18 protein-coding genes and 1 pseudogene are annotated in these 22,352 nt (G+C 73.1%); 7 read left to right on the plus strand and 12 right to left on the minus strand.

What is annotated here, in order from left to right:
* Positions 1 to 29 precede the first annotated feature (29 nt).
* Positions 30 to 329, plus strand: coding sequence for a hypothetical protein (locus H1A17_RS06995; protein WP_145919561.1), 300 nt, complete (start codon positions 30 to 32; stop codon positions 327 to 329).
* Entirely contained in the window at positions 329 to 1,972 is a 1,644-nt protein-coding gene (locus H1A17_RS07000; RefSeq protein WP_228543052.1) for an amidase, read from the plus strand. Before H1A17_RS06995 ends, H1A17_RS07000 begins: the two co-directional genes overlap by 1 nt.
* Before the next feature lie 64 nt (positions 1,973 to 2,036).
* Here the strand turns inward: H1A17_RS07000 and H1A17_RS07005 are convergent, their stop codons facing one another.
* Together H1A17_RS07005 and H1A17_RS07010 are read right to left on the minus strand one after the other, a co-directional pair.
* Positions 2,037 to 2,906, minus strand: a complete 870-nt coding sequence (locus H1A17_RS07005; RefSeq protein ID WP_145919559.1) for an LLM class F420-dependent oxidoreductase — start codon at positions 2,904 to 2,906, stop codon at positions 2,037 to 2,039.
* A 78-nt stretch (positions 2,907 to 2,984) separates the two neighbouring features.
* Positions 2,985 to 3,527: a TetR/AcrR family transcriptional regulator gene (locus H1A17_RS07010; RefSeq protein ID WP_194821420.1), complete on the minus strand. Its 543-nt coding sequence runs from the start codon at positions 3,525 to 3,527 to the stop codon at positions 2,985 to 2,987.
* Between the two features lie 106 nt (positions 3,528 to 3,633).
* Here H1A17_RS07010 and H1A17_RS07015 point away from each other — a divergent pair, with 106 nt between their 5' ends.
* The gene (locus H1A17_RS07015) at positions 3,634 to 4,050 is read left to right on the plus strand and encodes a nuclear transport factor 2 family protein (RefSeq protein WP_309236715.1); all 417 of its coding nucleotides are present in this window, start codon (positions 3,634 to 3,636) and stop codon (positions 4,048 to 4,050) included.
* Positions 4,047 to 4,904 (plus strand): NAD-dependent epimerase/dehydratase family protein, encoded by an 858-nt coding sequence (locus H1A17_RS07020; protein ID WP_145919556.1) that lies wholly within the window; start codon positions 4,047 to 4,049, stop codon positions 4,902 to 4,904. Before H1A17_RS07015 ends, H1A17_RS07020 begins: the two co-directional genes overlap by 4 nt.
* Before the next feature lie 102 nt (positions 4,905 to 5,006).
* Here H1A17_RS07020 and H1A17_RS07025 read toward each other — a convergent pair.
* Positions 5,007 to 6,546: pseudogene (locus tag H1A17_RS07025) on the minus strand (ricin-type beta-trefoil lectin domain protein).
* Positions 6,547 to 6,880: 334 nt separating this feature from the next.
* Here H1A17_RS07025 and H1A17_RS35510 point away from each other — a divergent pair.
* Positions 6,881 to 8,578: a tetratricopeptide repeat protein gene (locus tag H1A17_RS35510; RefSeq protein ID WP_194821422.1), complete on the plus strand. Its 1,698-nt coding sequence runs from the start codon at positions 6,881 to 6,883 to the stop codon at positions 8,576 to 8,578.
* Positions 8,579 to 8,656: 78 nt separating this feature from the next.
* On the opposite strand, the gene H1A17_RS07035 is transcribed toward H1A17_RS35510, so the two are convergent.
* Genes H1A17_RS07035 through H1A17_RS07075 form a run of 9 tightly spaced genes read right to left on the minus strand, consistent with a single transcriptional unit; the run spans position 8,657 to position 19,059 of the window.
* Positions 8,657 to 11,053: an RICIN domain-containing protein gene (locus H1A17_RS07035; protein ID WP_309236716.1), complete on the minus strand. Its 2,397-nt coding sequence runs from the start codon at positions 11,051 to 11,053 to the stop codon at positions 8,657 to 8,659.
* Positions 11,054 to 11,106: 53 nt separating this feature from the next.
* Positions 11,107 to 12,090, minus strand: coding sequence for an aldo/keto reductase (locus H1A17_RS07040; protein WP_145919552.1), 984 nt, complete (start codon positions 12,088 to 12,090; stop codon positions 11,107 to 11,109).
* Entirely contained in the window at positions 12,087 to 12,950 is an 864-nt protein-coding gene (locus H1A17_RS07045) for an amidohydrolase family protein (RefSeq protein ID WP_309236717.1), read from the minus strand. The genes H1A17_RS07040 and H1A17_RS07045 overlap by 4 nt, the downstream gene beginning before the upstream one ends.
* Positions 12,947 to 13,708 carry an SDR family NAD(P)-dependent oxidoreductase gene (locus H1A17_RS07050; protein WP_194821425.1) on the minus strand — a complete coding sequence of 254 codons (762 nt, stop codon included), beginning with the start codon at positions 13,706 to 13,708 and terminating at the stop codon, positions 12,947 to 12,949. The genes H1A17_RS07045 and H1A17_RS07050 overlap by 4 nt, the downstream gene beginning before the upstream one ends.
* Entirely contained in the window at positions 13,705 to 14,733 is a 1,029-nt protein-coding gene (locus tag H1A17_RS07055) for a zinc-binding dehydrogenase (protein WP_194821426.1), read from the minus strand. The genes H1A17_RS07050 and H1A17_RS07055 overlap by 4 nt, the downstream gene beginning before the upstream one ends.
* 21 nt (positions 14,734 to 14,754) lie before the next feature.
* Entirely contained in the window at positions 14,755 to 15,993 is a 1,239-nt protein-coding gene (locus tag H1A17_RS07060) for a mandelate racemase/muconate lactonizing enzyme family protein (protein WP_194821427.1), read from the minus strand.
* A 1-nt stretch (position 15,994) separates the two neighbouring features.
* Positions 15,995 to 16,822: a carbohydrate ABC transporter permease gene (locus H1A17_RS07065; protein WP_145919547.1), complete on the minus strand. Its 828-nt coding sequence runs from the start codon at positions 16,820 to 16,822 to the stop codon at positions 15,995 to 15,997.
* Positions 16,822 to 17,787, minus strand: coding sequence for a carbohydrate ABC transporter permease (locus tag H1A17_RS07070; RefSeq protein WP_240762855.1), 966 nt, complete (start codon positions 17,785 to 17,787; stop codon positions 16,822 to 16,824). The genes H1A17_RS07065 and H1A17_RS07070 overlap by 1 nt, the downstream gene beginning before the upstream one ends.
* A 3-nt stretch (positions 17,788 to 17,790) precedes the next feature.
* Positions 17,791 to 19,059 (minus strand): ABC transporter substrate-binding protein, encoded by a 1,269-nt coding sequence (locus H1A17_RS07075; RefSeq protein WP_194821428.1) that lies wholly within the window; start codon positions 19,057 to 19,059, stop codon positions 17,791 to 17,793.
* Positions 19,060 to 19,210: 151 nt separating this feature from the next.
* Here H1A17_RS07075 and H1A17_RS07080 point away from each other — a divergent pair, with 151 nt between their 5' ends.
* Both H1A17_RS07080 and H1A17_RS07085 read left to right on the plus strand, forming a co-directional pair.
* Positions 19,211 to 19,975 carry a FadR/GntR family transcriptional regulator gene (locus H1A17_RS07080; RefSeq protein ID WP_145919545.1) on the plus strand — a complete coding sequence of 255 codons (765 nt, stop codon included), beginning with the start codon at positions 19,211 to 19,213 and terminating at the stop codon, positions 19,973 to 19,975.
* Between the two features lie 579 nt (positions 19,976 to 20,554).
* On the plus strand, positions 20,555 to 22,309 hold the full coding sequence (locus tag H1A17_RS07085) for a family 43 glycosylhydrolase (RefSeq protein ID WP_375372795.1): 1,755 nt from the start codon (positions 20,555 to 20,557) through the stop codon (positions 22,307 to 22,309).
* The last annotated feature ends 43 nt before the right edge of the window (positions 22,310 to 22,352 follow it).

Consider the following 22,352-nt stretch of genomic DNA (forward strand, 5'->3'; position numbering starts at 1 on the left):
TCATCGTCGCCCACCCCTCAAGGAGCGTCATGGCCCCCACCCCACCGACCGACGCGGAACTGGACGTCCTCATCCGCGCCCGGCTCGCGTCGCTCGGCATCGACCTCGACCAGCTTCCCCCCGGCACCACCGCCGACCCGCAGACCGGCTCCCCCGGCCGGGACTCCGTACTGGCCTCGCTGCGCTCCTTCGTCCGCAGCACCGTCGGCACGCTCGCCGCCTACCAGCCGCCCGCCCCGGCCGGCACCGACCCGGCCGTGGCCAAGGCGCTGTCCCAGCAGCCCGCGCCGATGCTCTACCCCTCGATCAGCACGGAATGGCGGAAGTGATGAGCACAGCACCTGCCGACCGCGGCGTCGACCGTCGCGCCTTCCTCGCCCGGACCGCCGCGCTGGCCACCGCCTCGGCGGTCGGTGGCGTCGTCGGACTGCCCGCCGTCGCCTCGGCGGCCGGCGTCACCCGCGCGGCGACCGCGCCGCCCGGCCGCTACAACCCGGCGCTGGCCGTACCGAACGCCTACGTCAAGCCACGCCCGGAGGCGGTGGCCGACCCGACCGAACTGACCGTCGCCGAGGCCGCCTGGCTGATCCGGGCCGGCAAGCTCACCCCGGAGAAGCTGGTCGAGGCGTACCTGGCCCGGATCTCCCGCTACGAGCCGACCTACCAGGCGTTCAACCTGGTGCTCGCCGAGCAGGCGGTCAAGGCGGCCCGCGCGATGGCCCGCAAGCCGCACCGGGGCGCGCTGCACGGCATCCCGCTGGCCGTCAAGGACAACTACTTCACCGCCGGGGTGCCGACCACCGCCAGCTCCTACCTGTTCGCCGACTTCCGGCCCCCGTACGACGCGACGGCGGTGACCCGGCTGGTCACCGGCGGCGGGGCGATCGTGCTGGGCAAGACCCAGATGGGGCCGCTGGCCACCACCCGGGCCACCACCCCCGCCGGGGTGGTCACCACGGTCAACGCCTGGACCCCCACCAATCCCGCCACCGACCCGGGCGGGTCGTCCACCGGCACCGCCACCGCCGTGGCCGGACGGCTCGCCGCCGGCGGCACCGGCACCCAGACCGGCGGCTCGATCACCGCGCCGTCCAACGCGCAGAACCTCACCGGGCTCAAGCCGACCATGGGTCGGGTGTCGCTGCACGGGATCATCCCGCTCAGCTACACCCGCGACCATCCCGGTCCGCTGGCCCGCGACGCCAAGGACGCGGCCATCATGCTCACCGCGATGGCCGGCGAGGACCCGGCCGACCCGCGCAGCCAGGGCCTGCCCGCGGTGCCGAAGCTGATCGACGCGGCCACCCCGACCTACCAGGGCGGCACGCTCAAGCTGCGGTGGAAGACCCGGATCGGGGTGCTGCCCGGCTTCACCGCCGGCACCTCGGAGACCACGCTGGCCCGGCAGGCGTACCTGGCGAAGCTCGCCGCGATCACCGGCGCGACCGTGGTCGACGTGCCGCTGCCCGACGAGTGGGAGCTGCTCACCGGCAGCGCGTTCAACAACGTACGGCTGCCCGAGCGCACCGAGCCCTTCCTGCCCTACCTGCGTACCGACCTGCGGGGCTTCGGGGTGTCGGTGACCGGCTGGTTGCAGGGGGCGCTGCTGGGCGGCGGGGAGTTCATCACCGGCCAGCGGGCCAAGCTGCTGCTGATGGAACGGGTGCTGGACCAGCTCTTCGCGCACTGCGACGTGGTGGTGCAGACCGGTCCGGTGCCGTTCGACATCCTCGGCCTGCCGGAGATCGGCTTCCCGATCGGGTTCACCGGCGCGGGCCTGCCGATCGGCACCATCCTCGGTGGCCTGCCGTACGGCGAGGACCGGTTGTTGTCGGTGGTCGCCGCCTACCAGGCGGTGACCGACTGGCACCTGCGCCGGCCGGCCGACCCGCCGGCCACGGCGGCGGCCCGCAGCGCCGCCCCGGCCGGCCTGCGGCTCACCGCCGACGAGGTGGCCCGGCTCGCCCAGTGACCATCGCGTCGTCCGCCCCGCCGGCCTCCGGCGGGGCGGACGAGCGCGACGGATGGCGGCCGGATCAGCCGATGGCGGTCAGCTTCGGCAGCACCTCGTCGGCGATCCGGCGGGTGAACTCCACCGGATGCCGGTCCGGGGTGACCTGGACCTCGGTCACCCCGAGCGCGGCGTACCCGGCCACCTCGGCGAGGAACGCGTCCACGTCGGCCAGCGGCGGTCGCATCACGATGACCGTCTTGTCGATGGTGTCGTAGTCGCGGCCCTCGGCGGCGCAGTGCCCGCGCAGCACGTCCAGCTTGTGCGCCACCTCGGCCGGGCTGCTTCCGAACAGGTTGCAGGCGTCGGCGTACCGGGCCACCAGCAGCAGGGTCTTCTTCTCGCCGCTGCCGCCGATCATGACCGGCGGGTGGGGCCGTCGCAGCGGCTGCGGCGAGTTGAGCGTCTCGGCCAGCCGGTAGTGCCGGCCCTCGAACGGCCCGTCGTCGTCGCTCCACATCTGCCGGCAGATGCGCAGCGTCTCCTCCAGCCGTTCGAACCGCTCGGCGACCGGCACCACCGGCACCCCGAGGCCGCGCTGTTCGCGCTCGTACCAGGACGCGCCGATGCCGAGCCGGGCCCGGCCGCCGGAGAGCACGTCCAGGGTGGTCACGATCTTGGCGAGCAGCCCCGGGTAGCGGTACATCACGCCGGTGACCAGCACGCCGAGCGTCATCCGCGAGGTCCGCGCCGCGACGAAACCCAGCGTCGTGTACGCCTCCAGCATCGGCTCCTCGGCCGGGGCCATGGCCTCCATCTGGAAGTAGTGGTCCATCACCGTGAACGATTCGACACCGGCCTGCTCGGCGACGGTGGCCGTCTCGATCAGGGTCGGCGCGATCGCCGCCGGGTCGTTCGGGGTCGAGTAGTTCCAGTAGTGCAGTCCGAGTCTCATCTGCCTCGCCCACCTCCACACCGATCCTAGTGGCGCACCGGGGCACCCGCCCGGGTCGCCGACGGCCGGAGCGCGGGGTCAGCCGTCCAGCACCGCGCGGGTCAGGGCGGCGAGCCCCGCCTCCCAGCGCTCCTCGGGCCAGTCCCGCAGATGTTCCACGAGGTCGCTGCGGACCGCCGCCAACAGGGCGTGCGCCAGGTAGTCCGCCGACTCCGGCCCCCGCGCCTCGGTGACGAGGGCGACCAGCAGGGCGTGCCACTGCGGGTACGACCCGGTGCGGTAGGGGCTGCCGTCGCCCGCGTTCTCCAGCGCCAGCGTCAGTACCCGACTGTCCCGTTTGAACCGCACCACCTCGCGAAGCAGGTGCAGGGCGCGCTCCGCCGGCGAACCGTCCGGCTGCGCCGTCGTCAGGGCCGCCCGCAGCAGGTCGACGCGCTGCGCGTGCAGGGCACGCAGCAGCCCCATCCGGTCACCGAAACCGCGGAACAGCGTGCCCTTGCCCACCCCGGCGGCAGCGGCGATGTCGTCCATCGAGACCTGGTCGGGATCGGTCGCGGCATGGAACAGCCGGTCCGCGGCGGCCAGCACGGCCGCCCGGTTTCGTGCCGCGTCGGCGCGCACACCATCTCCCCTCGCAAACGGACCGCCGGTCCGCTAGGGTGAAACGGACCAGCCGTCCGCTATGGTAGCCCCGCAGCGGGACGGCACCGACGACCCGGGGACAACCGTGCCGAACCCTTCCACCGCCCTGTTCCACCGGGCCATGCACCTGCTGCTCGCCAAGGACATGCCCGGATTCATCGCCCTGTTCGCCGACGACGCCGCGCTGGAGTTCCCGTTCGCCCCGGCCGGACAGCCGGGCCGGATCGCCGGCCGGGCCGCCGTGCACGACTACCTCATCGACTACCCGGCGATCCTCGACGTCCGCGAGATCACCGAGGTCACGGTGCACGAGACCACCGATCCGGCGGTGATCGTCACCGAGTTCACCGCCGTCGGCGTCGTCGTCGCCACCGGCGAGCCCTACCGGCTGCGCTACATCGCGGTGCTGACCGTCCGCGATGACCACATCGTGCGCTACCGCGACTACTGGAACCCGCAGGCCGCACAGGACCTGCTCGGCGGCGGGCTGGTGCGGTCATGATCCTGGTCACCGGAGGCACCGGGACGACCGGTCGACTCGTCGCCGCCGGCCTCGTCGCCACCGGCCACCCGGTCCGCGTCGCCAGCCGCCGGGCGTCCGCCGGGGACGTCCGCTTCGACTGGTACGACCCCGACACCCACCTGGCCGCGGTGGACGGCGTGACAAGCATGTACCTGGTCCCGCCCGTCGGCGAGGTGGATCCCGCCCCGGTCATGCTGCCGCTGCTGGAGCTGGCCCGCGCGCGGGGCGTCCGGCGGGCCGTCCTGCTCAGTTCCTCGGCGGTGGAAACGGGCACCCCCGGCGTGGGCGAGGTGCAGGCCCGGCTGGGCGACCTGTTCCCCGCTTGGGCGGTGCTGCGACCCTCCTGGTTCATGGAGAACTTCGTCGGCGACCATCCACACGCGGTGAGCGCCCGCGAGCGCGGGGAGATCATCAGCGCCACCGGCGACGCCCGGGTCGGCTTCGTCGACCCGGGCGACATCGCCGGGGTGGCGGTCCGCGCCCTCACCGATCCGACGCCGCACGACACCGAGCACGTCATCACCGGCCCCGAGCGGTTGAGCTACGCCGACGTCGCCGCCATCCTCACCGACACCGGCGGTCGACCGGTCCGGCACCGGGCCGTCAGCGCGGCCGAACTCACGGCGTACCACGAGGCCAACGGCCTGCCACCGGGCTTCGCCCGGTTCCTGGCGAGTCTCGACGGGGCGATCGCAGCAGGGGCGGAGGACCGGACCACCAGCACCGTCGCGGACGTGACCGGCCGCGCGCCCCGGTCGTTCCGGGACTTCTGCCGCGACCGGCTGCCCGGCGGCCCCCGCGCCGCCCCGGACCGCACCACGACAGCGGGCTGACGATCCGCCCGCCACCGCCAGGTGCCGTCCGGGCCAGTGCCGACCAGCGGCGGCGGGCGGGGCGGGCGGCCCGGTCGTCGCCCGCCCCGCGCCGCGGGTCGCTCAGCCGCGCCGCCACTTCTGGTTGGCGCCGCCGGTGCACTCCCAGATCACCAGCCGGGCCCCGTCGGCGCTGTTCGCCCCCAGCACGTCGACGCACTTGTTGGCCTGCGGGTTGACCAGGTCACCGGCGCCACTGAGGACGAACTGCTGGGCCGGGTTGCCGCTGCACCTGGCCAGCTGGACGCCCGCCCCGTTCGCGGTCGAGCCCCAGGCCACGTCCATGCAGAGGCCGAAGGCCCGCACGGTGCCGTCCCCGGCGAACGTCCACCGCTGGGCGTTGGTGCCGTTGCAGGTCCACAGTTGCAGGTACTGGCCGTCGACGCCGTTGGAGTTCGGCACGTCGATGCACTTGCCGGCGTATCCGACGAGCTGGCTGGCCCCGGCACCGGCGGTGGTGGTCAGGGACAGCCCGTACGCGCCGAGGATCTCGTTGACCGGCTGGTAGACGGTGGTGCCGCCGGAGGTGCAGTCGCCACCGGCGCCGGAGGTGACGCCCTGGGCCTGGTTGCCGGCGACGAACGCGCCGCCGGAGTCCCCGGGCTGCGCGCACGCGCTGCTCGCCACCAGGCCGTACACCAGGGAACCGGAGTAGTTGACGGTGACGTTGCGGGCGGTGATCGTGCCGCATCGCCAGCCGGTGGTCCGGCCGGACCGGCAGACCGCGCTGCCCACCGCCGCCTCCGCCGAGCCGGCCACCGCCGTCGTACCGCCGTTGTAGGTGTTCACCGTGGGCGTCGACACCCAGGAGGAGTTGGTCTGCACCCAGGCGTAGTCGTTGTCCGGGAAGGACGAGCCCCGGAAGGTGCCCTGGGCGACGCCGCTGCCGCTGGTGGTGCTGCCCGTCGCGCCGCAGTGTCCGGCGGTGACGAACCCGCCGGCGACGGCGAAGCCGACCGAGCAGAGCACGTTGTTGTTGATGACGTACTGGTCGCCGCCGCGGATGTCGTAGACCGGGCGGTACGGCTGCGCGGGCACCGCCCGGGTCACGTCGGCCGTGCCGGTGTCCCGGGCGAACGCGTGGGCCGAGGCGGCGTCGGCGGCCTGGACCACCACACTGTTGCTCGCCGGGTCGACGTACCAGGAGTGCACGCCCGGCCCGGCGCGGTCGGCGGCCCGGTCGAGGGTGGCCCGGGCCCGGTCCAGCTCGGCCAGGCTCCGCCGGACCGGCTGCGGGTGCGCCCCGGCGCGGCGGACCCGGGCGGCGTCGGCGGTGGTGGTCACCCCGACCACCAGGGTGCTGCCGTCGGCCGCGATCCACGAGCCGCCCCAGCGGGCGCCCAGGTCGGCGCGCAGCCGCCGCTCGGTCGTCGGCGCACCGGCCTCGACGACCGTACGGCGGTGCAGTTGCGCGTCGGTCAGGCCGAGGTCGCGGCGCAGGGCGGTCCCGCTGCCCGGCGGGCAGACCGGCGGACGGGTCGACGATGGACGGTGCGACCGGGCCGGGTGACGCGGCGACCGGCGGCGCGGCCCCGGCGGGCGCGGCGGCCAGTGCCCCAACCAGCGTCGCGGCGGCGAGGACGGTACCCAGGTGACGGATCATGTTCCCGCATCCTCCAGGGGTCTCGGGCTCGTGAGAGCGCTCTCAGACAACAAGCCTTACTAATTGACCGACATCTGTCAATGCGCCCACCGTCCCACCCGGCCACCCCGGGACAGGTTCACGAGCACCCTTCGCATTTCCGAAGATCGGCACTAGGCTCTGCCCCGTCCAGAGTGGATGACCACGGAGGTGCCCATGAAAAAGATGACCGTCCGTCGTACGAGCGCCCTGCGTCTGGTGTCCGGCGCCCGCCGGCTCTGGATCGAGTGGTGCTGGTAACTGCCGGCCCGGCGGGCGCCCCCGGGCGCCCGCCCTCGGCGACACCGGACCACCCGTGACCGACGAGCCACCGCGCTACGACTGCCACCGCGACCTCGGACCGTACGCCGGGGTCGCCGACCTGCTCCGCCGGATCGCCGCCGACCACCCCCGGCTGGCCGCCCGGCACCGGGTCGAACTGGCGGCCGTCGCACCCCACCGCACCCCCGGCCGGCCCACCGCCGCCGACGAGGCGCCGATCCGGTTCCATCCCGCCCGGCGCACCGCCGCCCTGGCCTACGGCGCGACCGAGTTCGTGGCGGCCTGGGCCGACACCCTGCGCCGACCGGTCACCCTCCGGTTCGTCCACGTCGGTGCCGCCGACGAGACCACCCGGGAACTCCTGGACACCCTGGCCGGACGACTGGGGACCGACCGGGTACGGCTGGACCTGCACGACGACGGCCCGGCCCGCCCGCCGGCCGACCCCGGGCCGGACGCCGTACGCACCGCCCTGGGCGAGAGCCTGGCCGCCGGCTTCTACCACCACGCGGCCCGTACCGCCCGGCACGGACGTACCCTGGTCACCCCGGCCGACGACCTGCGGCACTGGTGGGCGTTCACCACCGGCCTGGCCACCGCCCTGGCGGCGCTGGACCGGGCCACCGAGGCGCTCGACCTCTACCACGAGACCCGGACCGTCACCGACGATCCCAAGATCACCATGTCCGCCGCGTACGCCACCGCCATGCTGTACGCCCGCCACCTGCCCGCCGACGCGCAGGACCCGGCGCGGGCGAGGCACTGGCTGGCACAGGCGCTCCGGCTCGCCCGGACGCTGCCCGACCCCCGGCAGCGGGTGCTGTCCACCGTCTTCTACGAGCAGGGCGTGGCCCTGCTGGACAGCCGGGAGGGCGAACCGGAACGCGCGCTGCGCCTGATCGACGACGGGCTGGCCCGGCTGACGGCGGTGCTCGCCCCGGGGGAACGCCCGCAGGACGTGGCCCGGCTGCGGCACAACCGGGCCCAGGTCTACCTGGCGCTGGGCGACCCGGAACGGGCCCGCGCCGAACTCGACACGGTGATCGGCCACGATCCCGACAACTGCGAGTACTACGTGGACCGGGCCGCCCTGCACCGGGCGGCCGGACGGCACCGGGCCGCGATCCGGGACCACGGCAGCGCGATCCGGCTCGGCCCGCACCTGCCGGAGGCGTACTACAACCGGGCGGTGCTGTACCAGGAACGGGGCCGCACCGGGCGGGCCCGGGACGACCTGCGCCGGGTGCTCGCCATCGACGCCGGGCACCTCGACGCCCGGATCGCCCTGGTCAACCTGCACCTGGAGCATGGGGCGCTCGACGCCGCCGAGGCGGGCGCGCGGGCCGGGCTGGCGCTGGCCCCGGACGAGCCGGCGCTGCTCTGCACGCTCGGCCTGGTCCACCTGGAGCGCGGCGGGTCGGCCGAGGCCGAGGCGCTGTTCAGCCGGGCGTTGACCGGCGACCCGGAACTGGTCGAGGCGTGGACCAACCGGGCCACCGTACGGTTCGACCGGGGGGAGGTCGACGCCGCCGTGACCGACCTGGACCGGGCGGTGGCGCTGTCCACGGCGCCGGTGCCCCGCTACAACCGGGGCACCGCACTGGCCCGGCTCGGCCGCTGGGACGCCGCCGCCCGGGACTTCGCCGCCGCGCTCGCCGCGCCCGACCTGGACCGGTCGCTACGCCGCGAGCTGCGCGCCGAACTCGCCCGCTGTCGCCGGCACACCTCCTGACCGGCCGCACGTCGCGGCGGCGGCACCGGGCGACGACGTCGGGGTGCACCGGCCCGGCGCACCCCGACGGTCGAGCGGTCAGCTGCGCAGGCTCCACTGCTGGTTGGTGCCGCCGTTGCAGGCCCAGAGGATCAGCTTCGTGCCGTTGGCCGTCGCCGCGCCGTTCGCGTCCAGGCACAGGCCGGACTGCACGCCGGTGATCGTGCCGTTGGCGTTGACGTTCCACTGCTGGTTGGCCTGCCCGTTGCAGTCCCAGATCACCACCTGGGTGCCGTTGCCGGTGCCCTGCCCGGAGGCGTCCAGGCACTTGGAGCCGTAGACCATGAGCTGCCGGCCGGTGGTCTGGGTGAACCGCTGGTTGGCCGCGCCGGTGCAGTCCCATAGCTGGGCCTGGGTGCCGTTGGTCGTGCTGGAGCCGCCGATCTCGGCGCACCGGCCGGACTGCACCCCGACGAGCTGCACGCCCTGCGCGGGCGGATTGCTGGTGCCCTGCACGCCGGCGTTGGCGATCACGGTCTGCGCGCCCGAGGGCCAGTTGTTGTTGCTGACCACCGTGTTGTTGTTGACCACGTTGCCCCGGTCACCGTTGGTCACGTTGGTGCTGTTGTTGGTCGACCAGTTGTTGGTGACGGTGAAGTTGCCCATGTTCTCGGCGTACCAGTAGTTGGCGGTGGCCCAGGTGCCGGTGTTGGCGAACACGTTGCTGCGGGCGGTGTAGTAGCGGGAGCCCTCGTCGAAGTAGAGCCCGAACCAGCCGTTGGTGCGCAGGCAGTGGTTCTCGGTGATGCTTCCGCCCGGGTTCGCCGACAGTGTGTAGATGCAGCCGCCGTCGGTCATCTGCTGCATCACGTCGTGCACGTAGTTGCCGACGACCTGGTTGTTGGCCGCCGTGGTGGCCGTGGAGTAGCGCGGCTGGTAGTTGTACAGCCCCCGGTCGGCGTAGTGGTTGCTGCCGCCCGCGTCGTTGGCGCCCCAGCCGTAGCCGACCGACAGCCCGGTGTACGGCATGTTGTAGACCTCGTTGTGCGACACCAGCGAGGTGTTGACGTACGTGGTCAGGATCGACACCACGCCCCGGTACTCCAGGCCCAGGTCGTGCACCCGGTTGTTGCTGATAGTGATGTTCCGGTTGACCATCCGCTGGTCGCCCGGGTGGTGGGCGTCGGCGCGTACCCCGCCGACCACCACGCCGCCGGCCGAGCTGCGGGCGATCTCGGAGCGGGTGACGGTGATGTTGCTGGCCCCCAGGCCGACCCCGCTGGCGTGCGCGTTGGCGTCGTTGCCGATGCCGATGGCGGTCTGCCCGAGGTTGACGAACTGGGAGTCGCTGAAGGTGATCGTGTTGGCGGCGGAGACCTGCACGGCCGCCGGCATCTGGTTCCAGCTCGGCCGGGTCGCCTCGAACAGCGGGCAGCCCTCCTGGCAGGAGGTCAGCGCGTCGGCCGGACGGGCCCAGGTGCCGGTGATGTGCGCGCCGGTCTGCTGGTCGGCGAAGCCGTTGCTGCTGCTCGGGCCGAGCCAGCTGGTGCCGGTGAAGGTGATCCCGCTGAACGTGATGTGGTGCGCCGGGGCGTCGTAGCTGCCGCCGACGTTCACCAGCGACGGCAACTGCGGCAGTTCCACGCTGACGCTGCTCATGTTCTGCCCGGCCAGCGGGATGTAGTTGAGCTGCCCGCTGCCCGGGTTCAGGTACCACTCCCCCGGGCTGTCCAGGAACTCGTACGCGTTGGCCAGGTAGAACGGGCCGGCCCGGTGTGGCTTGGAGAGGGTGTCGAAGCCGAAGGTGTTGTTGTTCCAGGCCGGCTGCTGCATCGTGAGCACGTTGCCGCTGATGCTCTGCACCGGGGAGTACCGGTCGGTGAACGAGCCGACGCTCTCCACCTCGACCCGGTTCTGGTTGCCCAGGTTGTTGAGGTAGCCCAACGCGCCGTTGCTGAACCGCATGCCGCTGGTGGTGAAGGTGAAGTCGGCCCGGTTGACGGCGGTGCGGGCCCGGGTGGCGACCGCCCCGTTGACGTAGAGCTGCCGGCTGTCGAGCCCGGCGGGCACGCTGGCCCGCCAGATGTTCTTCCCGGCGTCGACCTGCGACCAGCCGGTGACCGCGCGCGCCCCGCTGATCTGCGGGCGGGCGGAGGCGGCGGCCCGCCAGGTCACGGTGTAGCCGTTGGTGCCGGAGTCGGCGGCGGTGAACCGCAGCGGCGCGGCCAGCCGGTAGACGCCGTCGGCCAGTTCGACGACGATGTCGCCGGACATCCCGGCGGTGCGGGACCGCACCGCGTTCTGCGCCTCGGTCAGCGAGCAGGGTTGGCTGGTGGAGCAGGCGGTGCCGCTGCCGGCGGGGGACGCGTAGAGGGTGGTGGTGGCGGCGAGGGCGGGGCCGGCCGGGGCGAGCGCGGCGACCGTGGCGGCGAGCGCCGTGGCGGCCAGGCCGGCCAGCACCGGCCCGCGCCGGGCGGGTGATGTCGGGACGGACACGGGTGGGACTCCAATCGTGGTGGGGTGGTGGGGTGCCCCCGGTCGCGGTGGAATCATGCCGCGACCGGGGCGAGCAGCCCGGCGGCCCGCAGCGCCGGCCACAGCGCCGCCGGGACGTCGGCGTCCGCGCGGGCCAGCGTCTGCGTGACCTGCGCGCGGTTGCGCAGGCCGACGACCGTCGAGACGACGGTGGGATGGGAACGGACGAAGGCGAGCGCCGCCTGCGGCAGGGTGACGCCGTACGCCTGGCAGACGTCGGCGATCCGGCGGGCCCGGTCGATCAGCTCCGGTGGGGCCTGCCGGTAGTTGTAGGTCGCGTCGGCCGGGGGCCGGTCCTGCGACAGCAGGCCGGAGTTGTAGACCCCGGCGATCACCACGCCGACGCCCCGGCGCCCGGCGGCGGGCAGCAGGTCGGCCAACGCCGGCTGTTCGAGCAGGGTGTACCGGCCGGCGCACATCACCACGTCGACGTCGGTCTCCTCGACGAACCGGGTGAGCAGGTGGGACTGGTTCATGCCGGCCCCGATGGCCCCCACCACGCCCTGGTCACGCAGTTCCACCAGGGCGGGCACCGCCTCGGTGGCGGCCTGTTCCCAGTGGTCGTCGGGGTCGTGCAGGTAGACGACGTCCACCCGGTCCAGGCCGGTGCGTTCCAGGCTGGACTCCAGCGAGCGGAGCACACCGTCGCGGCTGAAATCCCAGACCCGCCGGTGGTCGGCGGGCACGTCGAACCCTTCCGGGTCGCGCCGGTGCGCATCCTGCGCCGACGGTACGAGCAACCGGCCGACCTTCGTCGACACCACGTACTCGTCGCGTGGCCGGGTCCGCAGCGCCGCGCCGAGCCGCCGTTCGGACAGCCCGAGCCCGTAGTGCGGCGCGGTGTCGTAGTAGCGCAGGCCACCGGCCCAGGCGGTGTCGACGGCGGCGGCGAACTCCTCGTCGGTGGTGGCCCGGTAGAGGTTGCCGCCCTGTGCCGCGCCGAAGCCCAGCCCGGTGAGGCGTACCGAGGGCCGCCGGGGCAGCGGACGGGCCCTCACGACGACTCCGGCCGGTAGACCCGGCGGGCGGTGTGCCGCCAGATCGCCGCCCGCTCGTCGTCGCCGAGCGGGTCGAGCAACTCCACCAGCGTGTCGACCCACCTGTCGTACCCGCTGGCGAGCAGGCAGACCGGCCAGTCGGAGCCGAACATCAACCGGTCCGGTCCGAACGCGTCGAGGGCGTGCTCGACGGCCGGGCGCAGGTCCTGCGGTGTCCACGGTGACCGCTGGACCTCGGTGACCAGGCCGGAGAGTTTCGCGGTGGTGTTGGCCGGGGCGGCCAGGGCGCGCAGGTCACGGGCCCACTCGCCGAGGTCCGTCCCGCCGAGGGCGGGTTTGCCGAGATGGTCCAGGACGAACCGCACCTCGGGCAGGTCGCGTGCCAGCCGGCCGGCCGCGCCCAGTTGGTGCTGCCGGACCAGCAGGTCGAAGGCGAGACCGGCGGCGCCCACCGCGGTGATCCCCCGCCGCACGTCGGCCCGGTCCAGGAACGCGGGGTCGGGCTCGTCCTGCACGCTGTAGCGGATGCCGACCAGCAGGTGGCCGCCCCGGGCCGCGCGCAGCCGGGCCAGCCGGTCGGCGGCGTCCGGTGTGGTGACGTCCAGCCAGCCGACGACCCCCCGGACGAGCGGGTGGTCGGCGGCGACGCCCAGCAGGTCCATCGTCTCCGTCTCGGTGGAGTTGGCCTGCACGAGCACGGTTTCGGTGACCCCGGCGGGGTGGGTGACCCGGGCCAGGTCGGCCGGGGTGAAGTCGGCGTCGATGGCGGCCATGGTGGCCGGGTCGATCCAGGGCTGCGGGTGCCGGGCCCGCACCCAGAGGTGGTGGTGGGCGTCGACGGTGCCGGGTGGCGCGCTCACCGGCCGAGCCATCCGCCGTCGACGGGCAGGACGATGCCGTTGACGTAGTCCGAGGCCGGGGCGGCCAGGAACACCGTCGCGCCGGCCAGGTCGGTGGCGTCCCCCCACCGGCCGGCCGGGATGCGGGTCAGGATGGCCCGGTCGCGTTCCGGGTCCTCGCGCAGCGCCCGGGTGTTGTCGGTGGCGATGTAGCCGGGTGCGATGGCGTTGACGTTGACCCCGTGCGCCGCCCACTCGTTGGCCAGCGCCCTGGTCAGCCCGGCGAGGCCGGACTTCGCGGCGGCGTAGCCGGGGACGGTGATGCCGCCCTGGAAGCTGAGCAGTGACGCGGTGAAGATGATCTTCCCGCGTCCCCGGGCCACCATCTCCCGGCCGATCTCCCGGCTCAGCACGAACTGGCTGGTCAGGTTCACCTCGATGACGTGGTCCCAGATCTCGTCGGAGTGCTCCGCGGCCGGGGCGCGGGCGATCGTGCCGCCGTTGTTGACCAGGATGTCGACCGGGCCGAGCGCGTGCAGGTCCGCGACGAGCCGGCGGACCGCGGCCCGGTCGGCGAGGTCGGCGCGCAGCGCGGTGAACGAGCGGCCCGCCGCGCGTACCCGCCGCTCCACCTCGCTGCCGGTGGCCTCCAGGTGCGCCGAGACGCCGACGACGTCGGCACCGGCGACGGCCAGCGCCTCGGCCATGGCCAGCCCGATGCCCCGGCGGGCGCCGGTCACCACGGCCGTCCGGCCGGACAGGTCGAACAGGGCGTTCACCGGGCCACCTCCTGCCAGTCGAGCAGCACCTTCAGCACGCCGCCGCCCTCCTCCAGGGCGGTGAACGCCGACGCCGCCGCCTCGACGGGCACCACCCGGGAGATCAGCTGCCCGGCCGGCACCACGCCGGAGGCGACCAGCCGGACCGCCTCCACCATGTCCTCGCGTTGGTAGAGCCGCGCGCCGAGCAGCTCCAACTCGCGCCAGAAGACCCGGTGCAGGTTCACCGGCCGGGGCTGCGGGTGGATCGCCACCATGACCAGCCGGCCCCGGGTGGTCAGCACGTCGACGGCGGTGCCGACCCCGGCGGCGGAACCGGACACCTCGAAGGCCACGTCCGCTCCCGCGCCGTCGGTACGCCCGTCGACCAGCGCCACCACGTCGGTGGCAGCCGGGTCGACCGCGTCGATGCCCACCCCCGTGGCCACCGACCGGCGGAACGGGTCCGGTTCGACCAGCAGGACCCGCGCGCCCCGGTGCCGGGCGACGGTGGCGACGAGCACGCCGATCGGCCCGCCGCCGACGACCACCACCAGGTCGGCGTCGGTCACCCGGCCCCGCCGCACGTCGTGCACGGCGACCGCGACCGGTTCGACCAGGGCGGCCCGGTCCAGCGGCAGGTCGTCGGGGAGCGGCACCACCAGGTCGGCCGGGACGGTCCAGGAGGACTGCATCGCGCCGGGCGAGTCCACCCCGAGGAAGTCCATGGCGTGGCACACGTGCGCGTTGCCCCGCCGGCAGGCGACGCACCGGCCACAGAACCGGGTCGGCATCACGGTGACCGGCTGACCCACGGCATAGCCGGCGACGCCCGCGCCGACCTCGGCCACCCGGCCGGACATCTCGTGCCCGAGCACCGCCGGCGGGCCCACCCGGGCGTCCATGTCCCCGTGGTAGACGTGCAGGTCGGTGCCGCAGATCCCGGTGTAGGCCACCGCGATCCGCAGCTCGCCCGGCCCCGGCGGCTCCGGCGCGCGCCGCTGCACCTCCAGGTGCCGGGCGCTGCGGTAGACCACTGCCTTCATACGTGCTCCCTCGCGGTCGGGTCAGTGCGGGACGGCGGACGGCAGGCCGTCGTGATGGTGCGTCGGGGAGTCGGGCAGCGGCGTGACGTACCGGCCCGCCGGGGTGGCGGCCGGGTCGGACACGGCCAGCAACCGGCGGCCGGCCCGTTCCGGCCGTACGTTGGGACCGTCCGGCGTCGGCACGTCGGAGCGGCGCGGGTAGCTGCCGATCTCCTCCTCGCAGACCGTGACGCCGAGCCCCGGCGTGTCGCCGAGGACGAACGCGCCGTCCTCGACGTGCAGGTCGCGGGTGATCCCGACCGGCGGGTGGAGGTCCTGCAACTCGCTGACCATGTGGTTGGGCACCGACGTGGCGGCGTGCAGCAGGCCGACGGGGTGGTTGCCGATCGGGCTGACCGGCAGGTCGTAGGCGTGCGCCAGGGCGGACACCCGCAGGAAGTGGGTGACCCCCCACACCGCGGCCATCTGGACGACGTCGACCGCCGCCGCGGCGATCAGCGGCCGGTACTGTTCGAGGCCGGTGAGGTTCTCCCCGGTGGCGACCGACGCCCGGATCCCGCGCCCGACGACGGCCAGGCCCTCGGCGTCCCACCGGCGGACGGGTTCCTCGATCCAGACGAGGTCGAGGGTGCGTTCGAGTTCGCCGACGTGCCGGACGGCCTGCTTGCGGGTCCACGCCTCGTTCACGTCGAGCATCAGGCCGGGCCGCCGCCCCCGCCCGGCCTCGGTCAGCACGTCCCGGACCACGTGCAGCCGGTGCCGGTCCCGCTCGATGTCCAGGCCGCCCTTGAGTTTCGCGGCCCGTAGCCCGTGCCGGGCGTACAGCTCGTAGGTGGCGGCGAGGGCGTCGTCGTCCAGGCCGATGTCCAGGCCGGAGGCGTACGCGGGCACCCGTCTGTCGCGTCCGCCGAGCAGCCGCCACAGTGGTTGCCCCGCCGCCTGGGCCTTGATGTCCCACAGCGCGGTGTCCAGCGCCCCGATGGTGCCGAACACCGAGCCGGCGTGGCCTGCCTTGAAGGTCTGCCGCAGCATCCGGTCGTAGAGGGTGGTCACCGCGCGGGGGTCCTCCCCGTCGATCGCGGCGAAGATCCGTTCCAGGTCGGTGTGCGGTCCGAGGCCGACGCCGGTGATGCCCTCGTCGGTGTCGACCAGGACGATCGGCACGGCGGTCACCCCGTCGGCGAACACGCCGTTGGCGTCGCCGACGGGCCGCCCCCAGTCCTGCACGGTGGTCAGGGTCCGGTATCCGGTGATCCGCATGTCAGCCCTTCGTGGCGCCGGCGGCGACACCGTCGGCGATCTGGCGCTGGAGGAAGAGGTAGATCACCAGGACGGGCACCGCGGCGATCAGCACCCCGGAGGCGAAGGTGGGGATGTCGTCGGAGTACTGGCCGCGCAGCGAGGTCACCCCGACCATCAGCGTGCGGTGCTCGGCCGAGGGCATCAGCAGCAGCGCGATCAGCACGTCGTTCCAGCAGAACAGGGCGTCGAGGATGCCGACCGACAGCAGCGCCGGGGTGCCCAGCGGCAGCATGATCCGCCGGTAGACCCCGTAGACGCTGTTGCCGTCGATCCGGGCCGCGTCGATGATCTCGGTCGGGATGGTCTTGTAGTAGCTGGTCATCAGGAAGATCGTGAACGGCAGGAACTGCGCCACGTAGGCCAGCACGAGCCCCGGGTAGGTGTCGACCAGGCCGGCGTCGGCCATGACCCGGGCGAGCGGCACCATGATCACCTGGAACGGCACGAACAGCGCCGCGAGGCAGCACAGGAAGAGCACCGACGAGCCCCGGAACCGGAGCTGGCTCAGCGCGAAACCGGCCATCGAGCCGAACAGCAGCAGCAGGAGCACCGAGAGCGTCACCACGCCCACCGAGTTGGCCAGGTAGCGGGCCATCCCCACGCTGTTCCACGCCGCGCCGATGTTCTCGAAGCGTAGGGCGTCGGCCAGGGAGAACCGGTCGAGGACGTACTCGCGGCGGGTCTTCATGGCCACGTTGAGGGTGAACGCCAGGGGGTAGACGGTCGCCAGCGCCAGCACGGCCATCGGGAGGGCGAGCAGCCACCGCCCCCACCGCAGGTGGGACATCACGCCTCCCTCACCGCCCGCCGGAGCAGGCTGATCTGCCCCAGCCCCACCACGAGCATGATGAGGAAGAGCACCGTCGAGGCGGCCGAGGCGAGCGCCGGCCGGTTCAGCTGCCCCTGCTGGATCCAGATGTAGTACTCCGGCAGGTAGGTGGAACCCTCCGGGCCGCCGCTGGTCATCACGTAGAGCAGGCCGAACATGGAGGTCAGCATCCCGATCATCGTGGTGACGACGACGAACTGGATGGTGCGGGAGAGGCTGGGCACGATCACGTGCCGGATGGTCTGGGGCAGCGACGCGCCGTCCACCCGGGCGGCGTCCAGCAGGGAGGCGTCCAGGGTGGCGAAGCCGGCGAGGAACACCACCAGCGCCATCCCGAAGGTCGCCCAGACGTGCACCCCGACCACCACGAACATCGCCACGTCCGGGTCGCCCAGCCAGTCCACCGGCCCGAGGCCGACCCCGCCGAGCAGGGCGTTGAGCGGGCCGTCGAAGGCGAGCAGGAGGTTGAAGATGGCCCCGACGATGACCGGGGACAGCACGGCCGGGAAGAAGTAGACGCTGCGGTACAGCCGGTGCCCGGGGACCCGCAGGTAGATGAAGGTGGCCAGCAGGCCGGGAATCGCCACCGCCACCGGCAGCAGCAGCACGAGCAGCCCGACGTTGCGCAGCGCGCCCAGGAACAGCGGGTCCCGCAGCAGCTCCAGGTAGTTGGCCAGCCCGACCGCCGAGCCGTTGCGCTCGCCGTCGCCGGTGAACGAGAAGTTCACCCCCAGCAGCAGCGGCCAGAACCGCAGCAGCAGCAGGATCAGCAGGGCCGGGGCCAGCAGCACGTACGGGGCGAGGCGCTCGGAGCGCCGGCCGCCGCGACCGCGACGCGGGGTGACCCGCGACCCGGGCGCGGCCCGTCGCGGCGGGGCGGCGGGGGCCGGGCGGACCGCCGGCGTCACCTCGTCGACCGGCACGGTTCAGCCGGCCTGGTCGGAGGCGGCCAGCTGCTTCACCGCCTCGTCGACGGTGACCGAGCCGCTCAGCAGTTGCTGGGAGAGCCGGCCCATCAGGTCCAGGGTCTTCGAGGACAGCGCCACGTGCAGGGCGGGTTTGCCGGCCTTGAGGTCGGCGACGATGGTGGCCACCGCCGGGCCGCCCTGGGAGACGTCGATGGTGGTGTCGGCGGCGATCGCCCCGGCGTCGGCGTAGAACGACTTCAGCGCGTCGGTCGAGGTCAGCGAGCGCACCAGGTCGGCGGCGACCTTCGGGTCCTTGGTCCATTTGGCGACCCCGTAGCCGATGCCGCCGTCGTAGGGCAGGCTCGGGGTGGCGCCGGGTTCGACGACCGGGGCGCGCATCACGCCGAGCTTCTCGGCGGTGAGGAACTCGCTGAAGTCCTTCCAGTGCCCGACGTCGGACATCAGCCCGATGACGTGGGCGGCCTTGGCGGACTGGAAGATCGCGAACGAGTCGTTGAACATCGCCGTCGAGTTGGCCCCGTCGCTGTTGAGCCTGGCGTCCTGGGTCTGCTTCCAGAGCGCGAAGATCCGCTTGACGTGCGGGGAGTTCCAGTTCCGCCGGCCGGCGATCCAGTCGTCGTACTCCTGCGGGGTGAGCACTCCGGAGCCGAGGGCGGAGAGGAAGAACTGGATGCCGAAGCCCTCCTTGTTGCCCAGGGCGAAGCACTTCGCGCCGGTCCGGGTGGTGATGGTGGCGCAGTCGGCGACGAACGTCGACCAGGTGGTGGCGGGCTTGGCCGGGTCGAGGCCGGCCGTCTCGTAGAGGGTCCGGTTGTAGTAGATCGGGTGGCCCTGCAACGTGACCGGGCCGGCGTAGGTCTTGCCGTCCTTGCTGAACGCCTCCCAGCCGGTGAGCCGCTGCCGGTCCTCGGCCAGGTACTCGTCCAGGGGCAGCAGCGCGTCGGCCCGGTCCCGGATCTGGCCGCCGCCGTTGAACAGGATCACGTCCGGGCCCTTGCCGGCCTGGATCGCCGTGCCGAGCAGCGTGTAGTACTGCTCGAAGGGCTGGGCGACGAACTCGACGGTGACGCCGGGGTGCTTGCGGGCGAAGTCGGCCTTCGCCTTCTGCAGGTACGCTGCGGCGGATGCCTCGCCGGACTTCCAGTCCCAGACCACCAGCTTCCCGTCCGCCCCGCCGGACGGGGAGCGCGTCCCGGCGGCGCTCCCGCAGCCGGCCAGCGCCAGCGCCGCGACGAGGACGGCTGACCACACTGCTCGCTGCTTCATCGCTGCTCACCTTCGAACTCGGTCGATAGCGCTGATCGAGACGCATGAATTGACGAGAAAGTAACTCGTATGACGTATGACGTCAACAGTGGGACGTAGAATTCGCGGCAGTCAGGTCGTGGCGCGGTCCGCGGGAGTCACTGGAGGGGACATGACGGCACGAGAGGTCACCCTGAACGCGTCGACGCCGCCGAGCTGGGCCCGACGACCGGCCAACCTCGCCACGGCGGTCACCGCGGAACTGGTGGAACGCATCGTACGCGGAGTTCACCCGCCCGGCGCCCCGCTGCCTCCCGAGCCGGCGCTGTGCGAGGCGTTCTCGGTCAGCCGCACGGTCGTCCGCGAGGCGGTGAAGATCCTTCAGGAGAAGGGCCTGGTGCAGGTCCGCCAGGGCAGCGGCACCATCGTCACCCCACCGTCGATGTGGGACATGCTCGACGAGCTCGTGCTCGCCGCGACCATCGCCGAAGACGACAGCCTGACCATCCTCGACGACCTGGTGGCGACCCGGCGGGTGCTGGAGTCCGACATGGCCAACGTGGCCGCCCGGCTGGCCGACCAGGAAACCCTCGACCGGCTGCGCGCCCTGGTCGACCGGATGGACGAGTTGGTCGGTGACCAGGTCGCCTACCACGAGCACGACCGGGCCTTCCACGACGTGATCATGCAGGCGTCCGGCAACCGGATCGCCCGGGGCGTGGTGCGGTCGCTGGAGAGCCAGGTGGTCAACACCGCCCGCTACATGGGCCGGTCCGAACGGGCGCTGTGCGTGGCGTCCAACCGGGGGCACCGGCGGATCTACGAGCGCATCGCGGCCCACGACCCGGACGGCGCGGCCGAGGCCATGGTCACCCACATCACCGAGGCCTGGCTGGTCCGGCGCGGCGGACCGGACACCGGGCGGCTGGTGCGCTGACCACCGGCGGCGGGTGGACCGCCCGCCGCTCCGGGCCGGCCGACCCCCGCCGGGCGACCGCGACGACGCCACGCAACCGACGGCCATCAATGGCTTGCGGGTGTTAACGATAACAAGATACCGTCGGCCGCGGGAGCGAAGGGCACGCCTCCCCCGCTCCACCCCCGGGACCCGGGCGGCGGGGCGGAGTGCGGGCACGGGCGACGTCGGTGGGACACCTCCGGGCACCTCCGTGGACGCTGCACGCCGCCGGGTCGCATCGACACCTCGACGCACCCGGAATCCCCCGGCGCACGTCGTCCACCGCCACCGTGGGGTCCCGACCCGACCGCGCGCCGACCGCAGTGCCGTCCCTGGCCGGCCGGGAGCGCGATCGCCGACCGTGACGCCACACCCGCGTACCCGCACGGCGGGCAGCCCGGACGAGTCCCGACAGCACCGGCGCAGGGCCGGGGCGTCGGCGGAGTCCGGGGAGGCCGCCGAGGCGTGACGCCCCACGACACGCATCGCCCATACTGGGAGGTACTGGTGAAACCCGCACTGCCACCGCTGACCCGACTGCGGCGTACCATCGCCTGGCTGGCGGCCCTGCTCCTGGTCTCGACCCTGCTGCCGGCCGGCACCGCGAAGGCCGACAACCCCATCGTCCAGCACATCTACACCGCCGACCCGGCCCCGCTGGTGCACAACGGCCGGGTGTACCTCTACACCGGCCACGACGAGGACGGCTCGACCTGGTTCACCATGAAGGAGTGGCGGGTCTGGTCCTCCGCCGACATGGTCAACTGGACCGACCACGGCTCGCCGCTGAACGTCGCCACCTTCAGCTGGGCGAAGGCGGACGCCTGGGCCGGCCAGGTCATCGCCCGCAACGGCAAGTTCTACTGGTACGTGCCGGTGACCGCGAAGTCGACCAACTCGATGGCCATCGGGGTGGCGGTCAGCGACAGCCCCACCGGCCCGTTCCGCGACGCCATCGGCCGGCCGCTGGCGGCCAACGGCGAGATCGACCCGACCGTCTTCATCGACGACGACGGGCAGGCCTACCTCTACTGGGGCAACCCCAACCTGTGGTACGTCAAGCTGAACGCCGACATGATCTCGTACTCCGGCAGCGTCACCAAGATCCCACTGACCACCGCCGGCTTCGGCACCCGCAACGGCAACGCCACCCGCCCCACCCTCTACGAGGAGGGCCCCTGGGTCTTCAAGCGCAACGGGATCTACTACAACGTGTTCGCCGCCGAGTGCTGCTCGGAGTTCATCGGCTACTCGACGGCCCCCGGGCCGCTCGGGCCGTGGACCTACCGGGGCACGGTCATGCCCCGTCAGGGCGCGAGCTTCACCAACCACCCCGGGGTCATCGACTTCAACGGCGGCTCGTACTTCTTCTACCACAACGGCGCGCTGCCCGGCGGCGGCGGCTACACCCGGTCGGTCGCGGTGGAGAAGTTCACCTACGGCGCCAACGGCACCATCCCGACGATCAACATGACCAGCACCGGCGCGCCGCAGGTCGGCACGCTCAACCCGTACGTGCGGCAGGAGGCCGAGACGATCGCCTGGGGCTCCGGCATCGAGACGGAGGCCTCCAGTGAAGGCGGGATGAACGTCGGCTTCATCGAGAACGGCGACTACATCAAGGTCAAGGGGGTCGCCTTCGGGACCGGTGCGACGTCCTTCAACGCCCGGGTGGCCTCGGCCGGCAGCGGCGGCACCATCGAGGTCCGGCTGGACAGCACCACCGGCACCCGGGTGGCCAGTTGCTCCGTGCCGGTCACCGGCGGCTGGCAGAACTGGCAGACCGTCTCCTGCCCGGTGTCCGGCGCGACCGGCACCCACGACATGTACCTGCGGTTCACCGGGGGCAGCGGCACCCTGTTCAACGTCAACTGGTGGCAGTTCAGCGGCAGCGGCACCACCCCGACGCCCACCCCGACCGCGACGCCCACCCCGACGCCCACCGCGACCCCCACCCCCACCCCGACGACCCCGGCCCCGACGACGCCGGCTCCGACGACCCCTTCCGGGACGACCTGCGCGGCCACCAACACCGTGGTCAACACCTGGCAGGGCGGCTTCGAGGGCAAGCTGACCATCACCAACGGGTCCACCCCGATCACCGGCTGGCGGGTGTCCTTCACCCTCCCCAGTGGCCAGACGGTGGCCCAGGCGTGGAACGGCACCCTGACCCAGCAGGGCAACCAGGTGACCGTCACCAACGCCGCCTACAACGGGCAGCTCGGGGCCGGTGGCTCCACCACGGTGGGCTACATCAGCTCGACCACCGGCAGCAACCAGCCACCGACCGACCTGACCTGCACCCCCGCGTGACCCCGTCGCGCGGCTGACAGGTCCGCCGGCCCGCTCCGCCCCA

Origin of the sequence: Micromonospora sp. S-DT3-3-22, assembly GCF_015354745.1 — a bacterium.
Taxonomy (GTDB): Bacteria; Actinomycetota; Actinomycetes; order Mycobacteriales; family Micromonosporaceae; genus Micromonospora; species Micromonospora wenchangensis.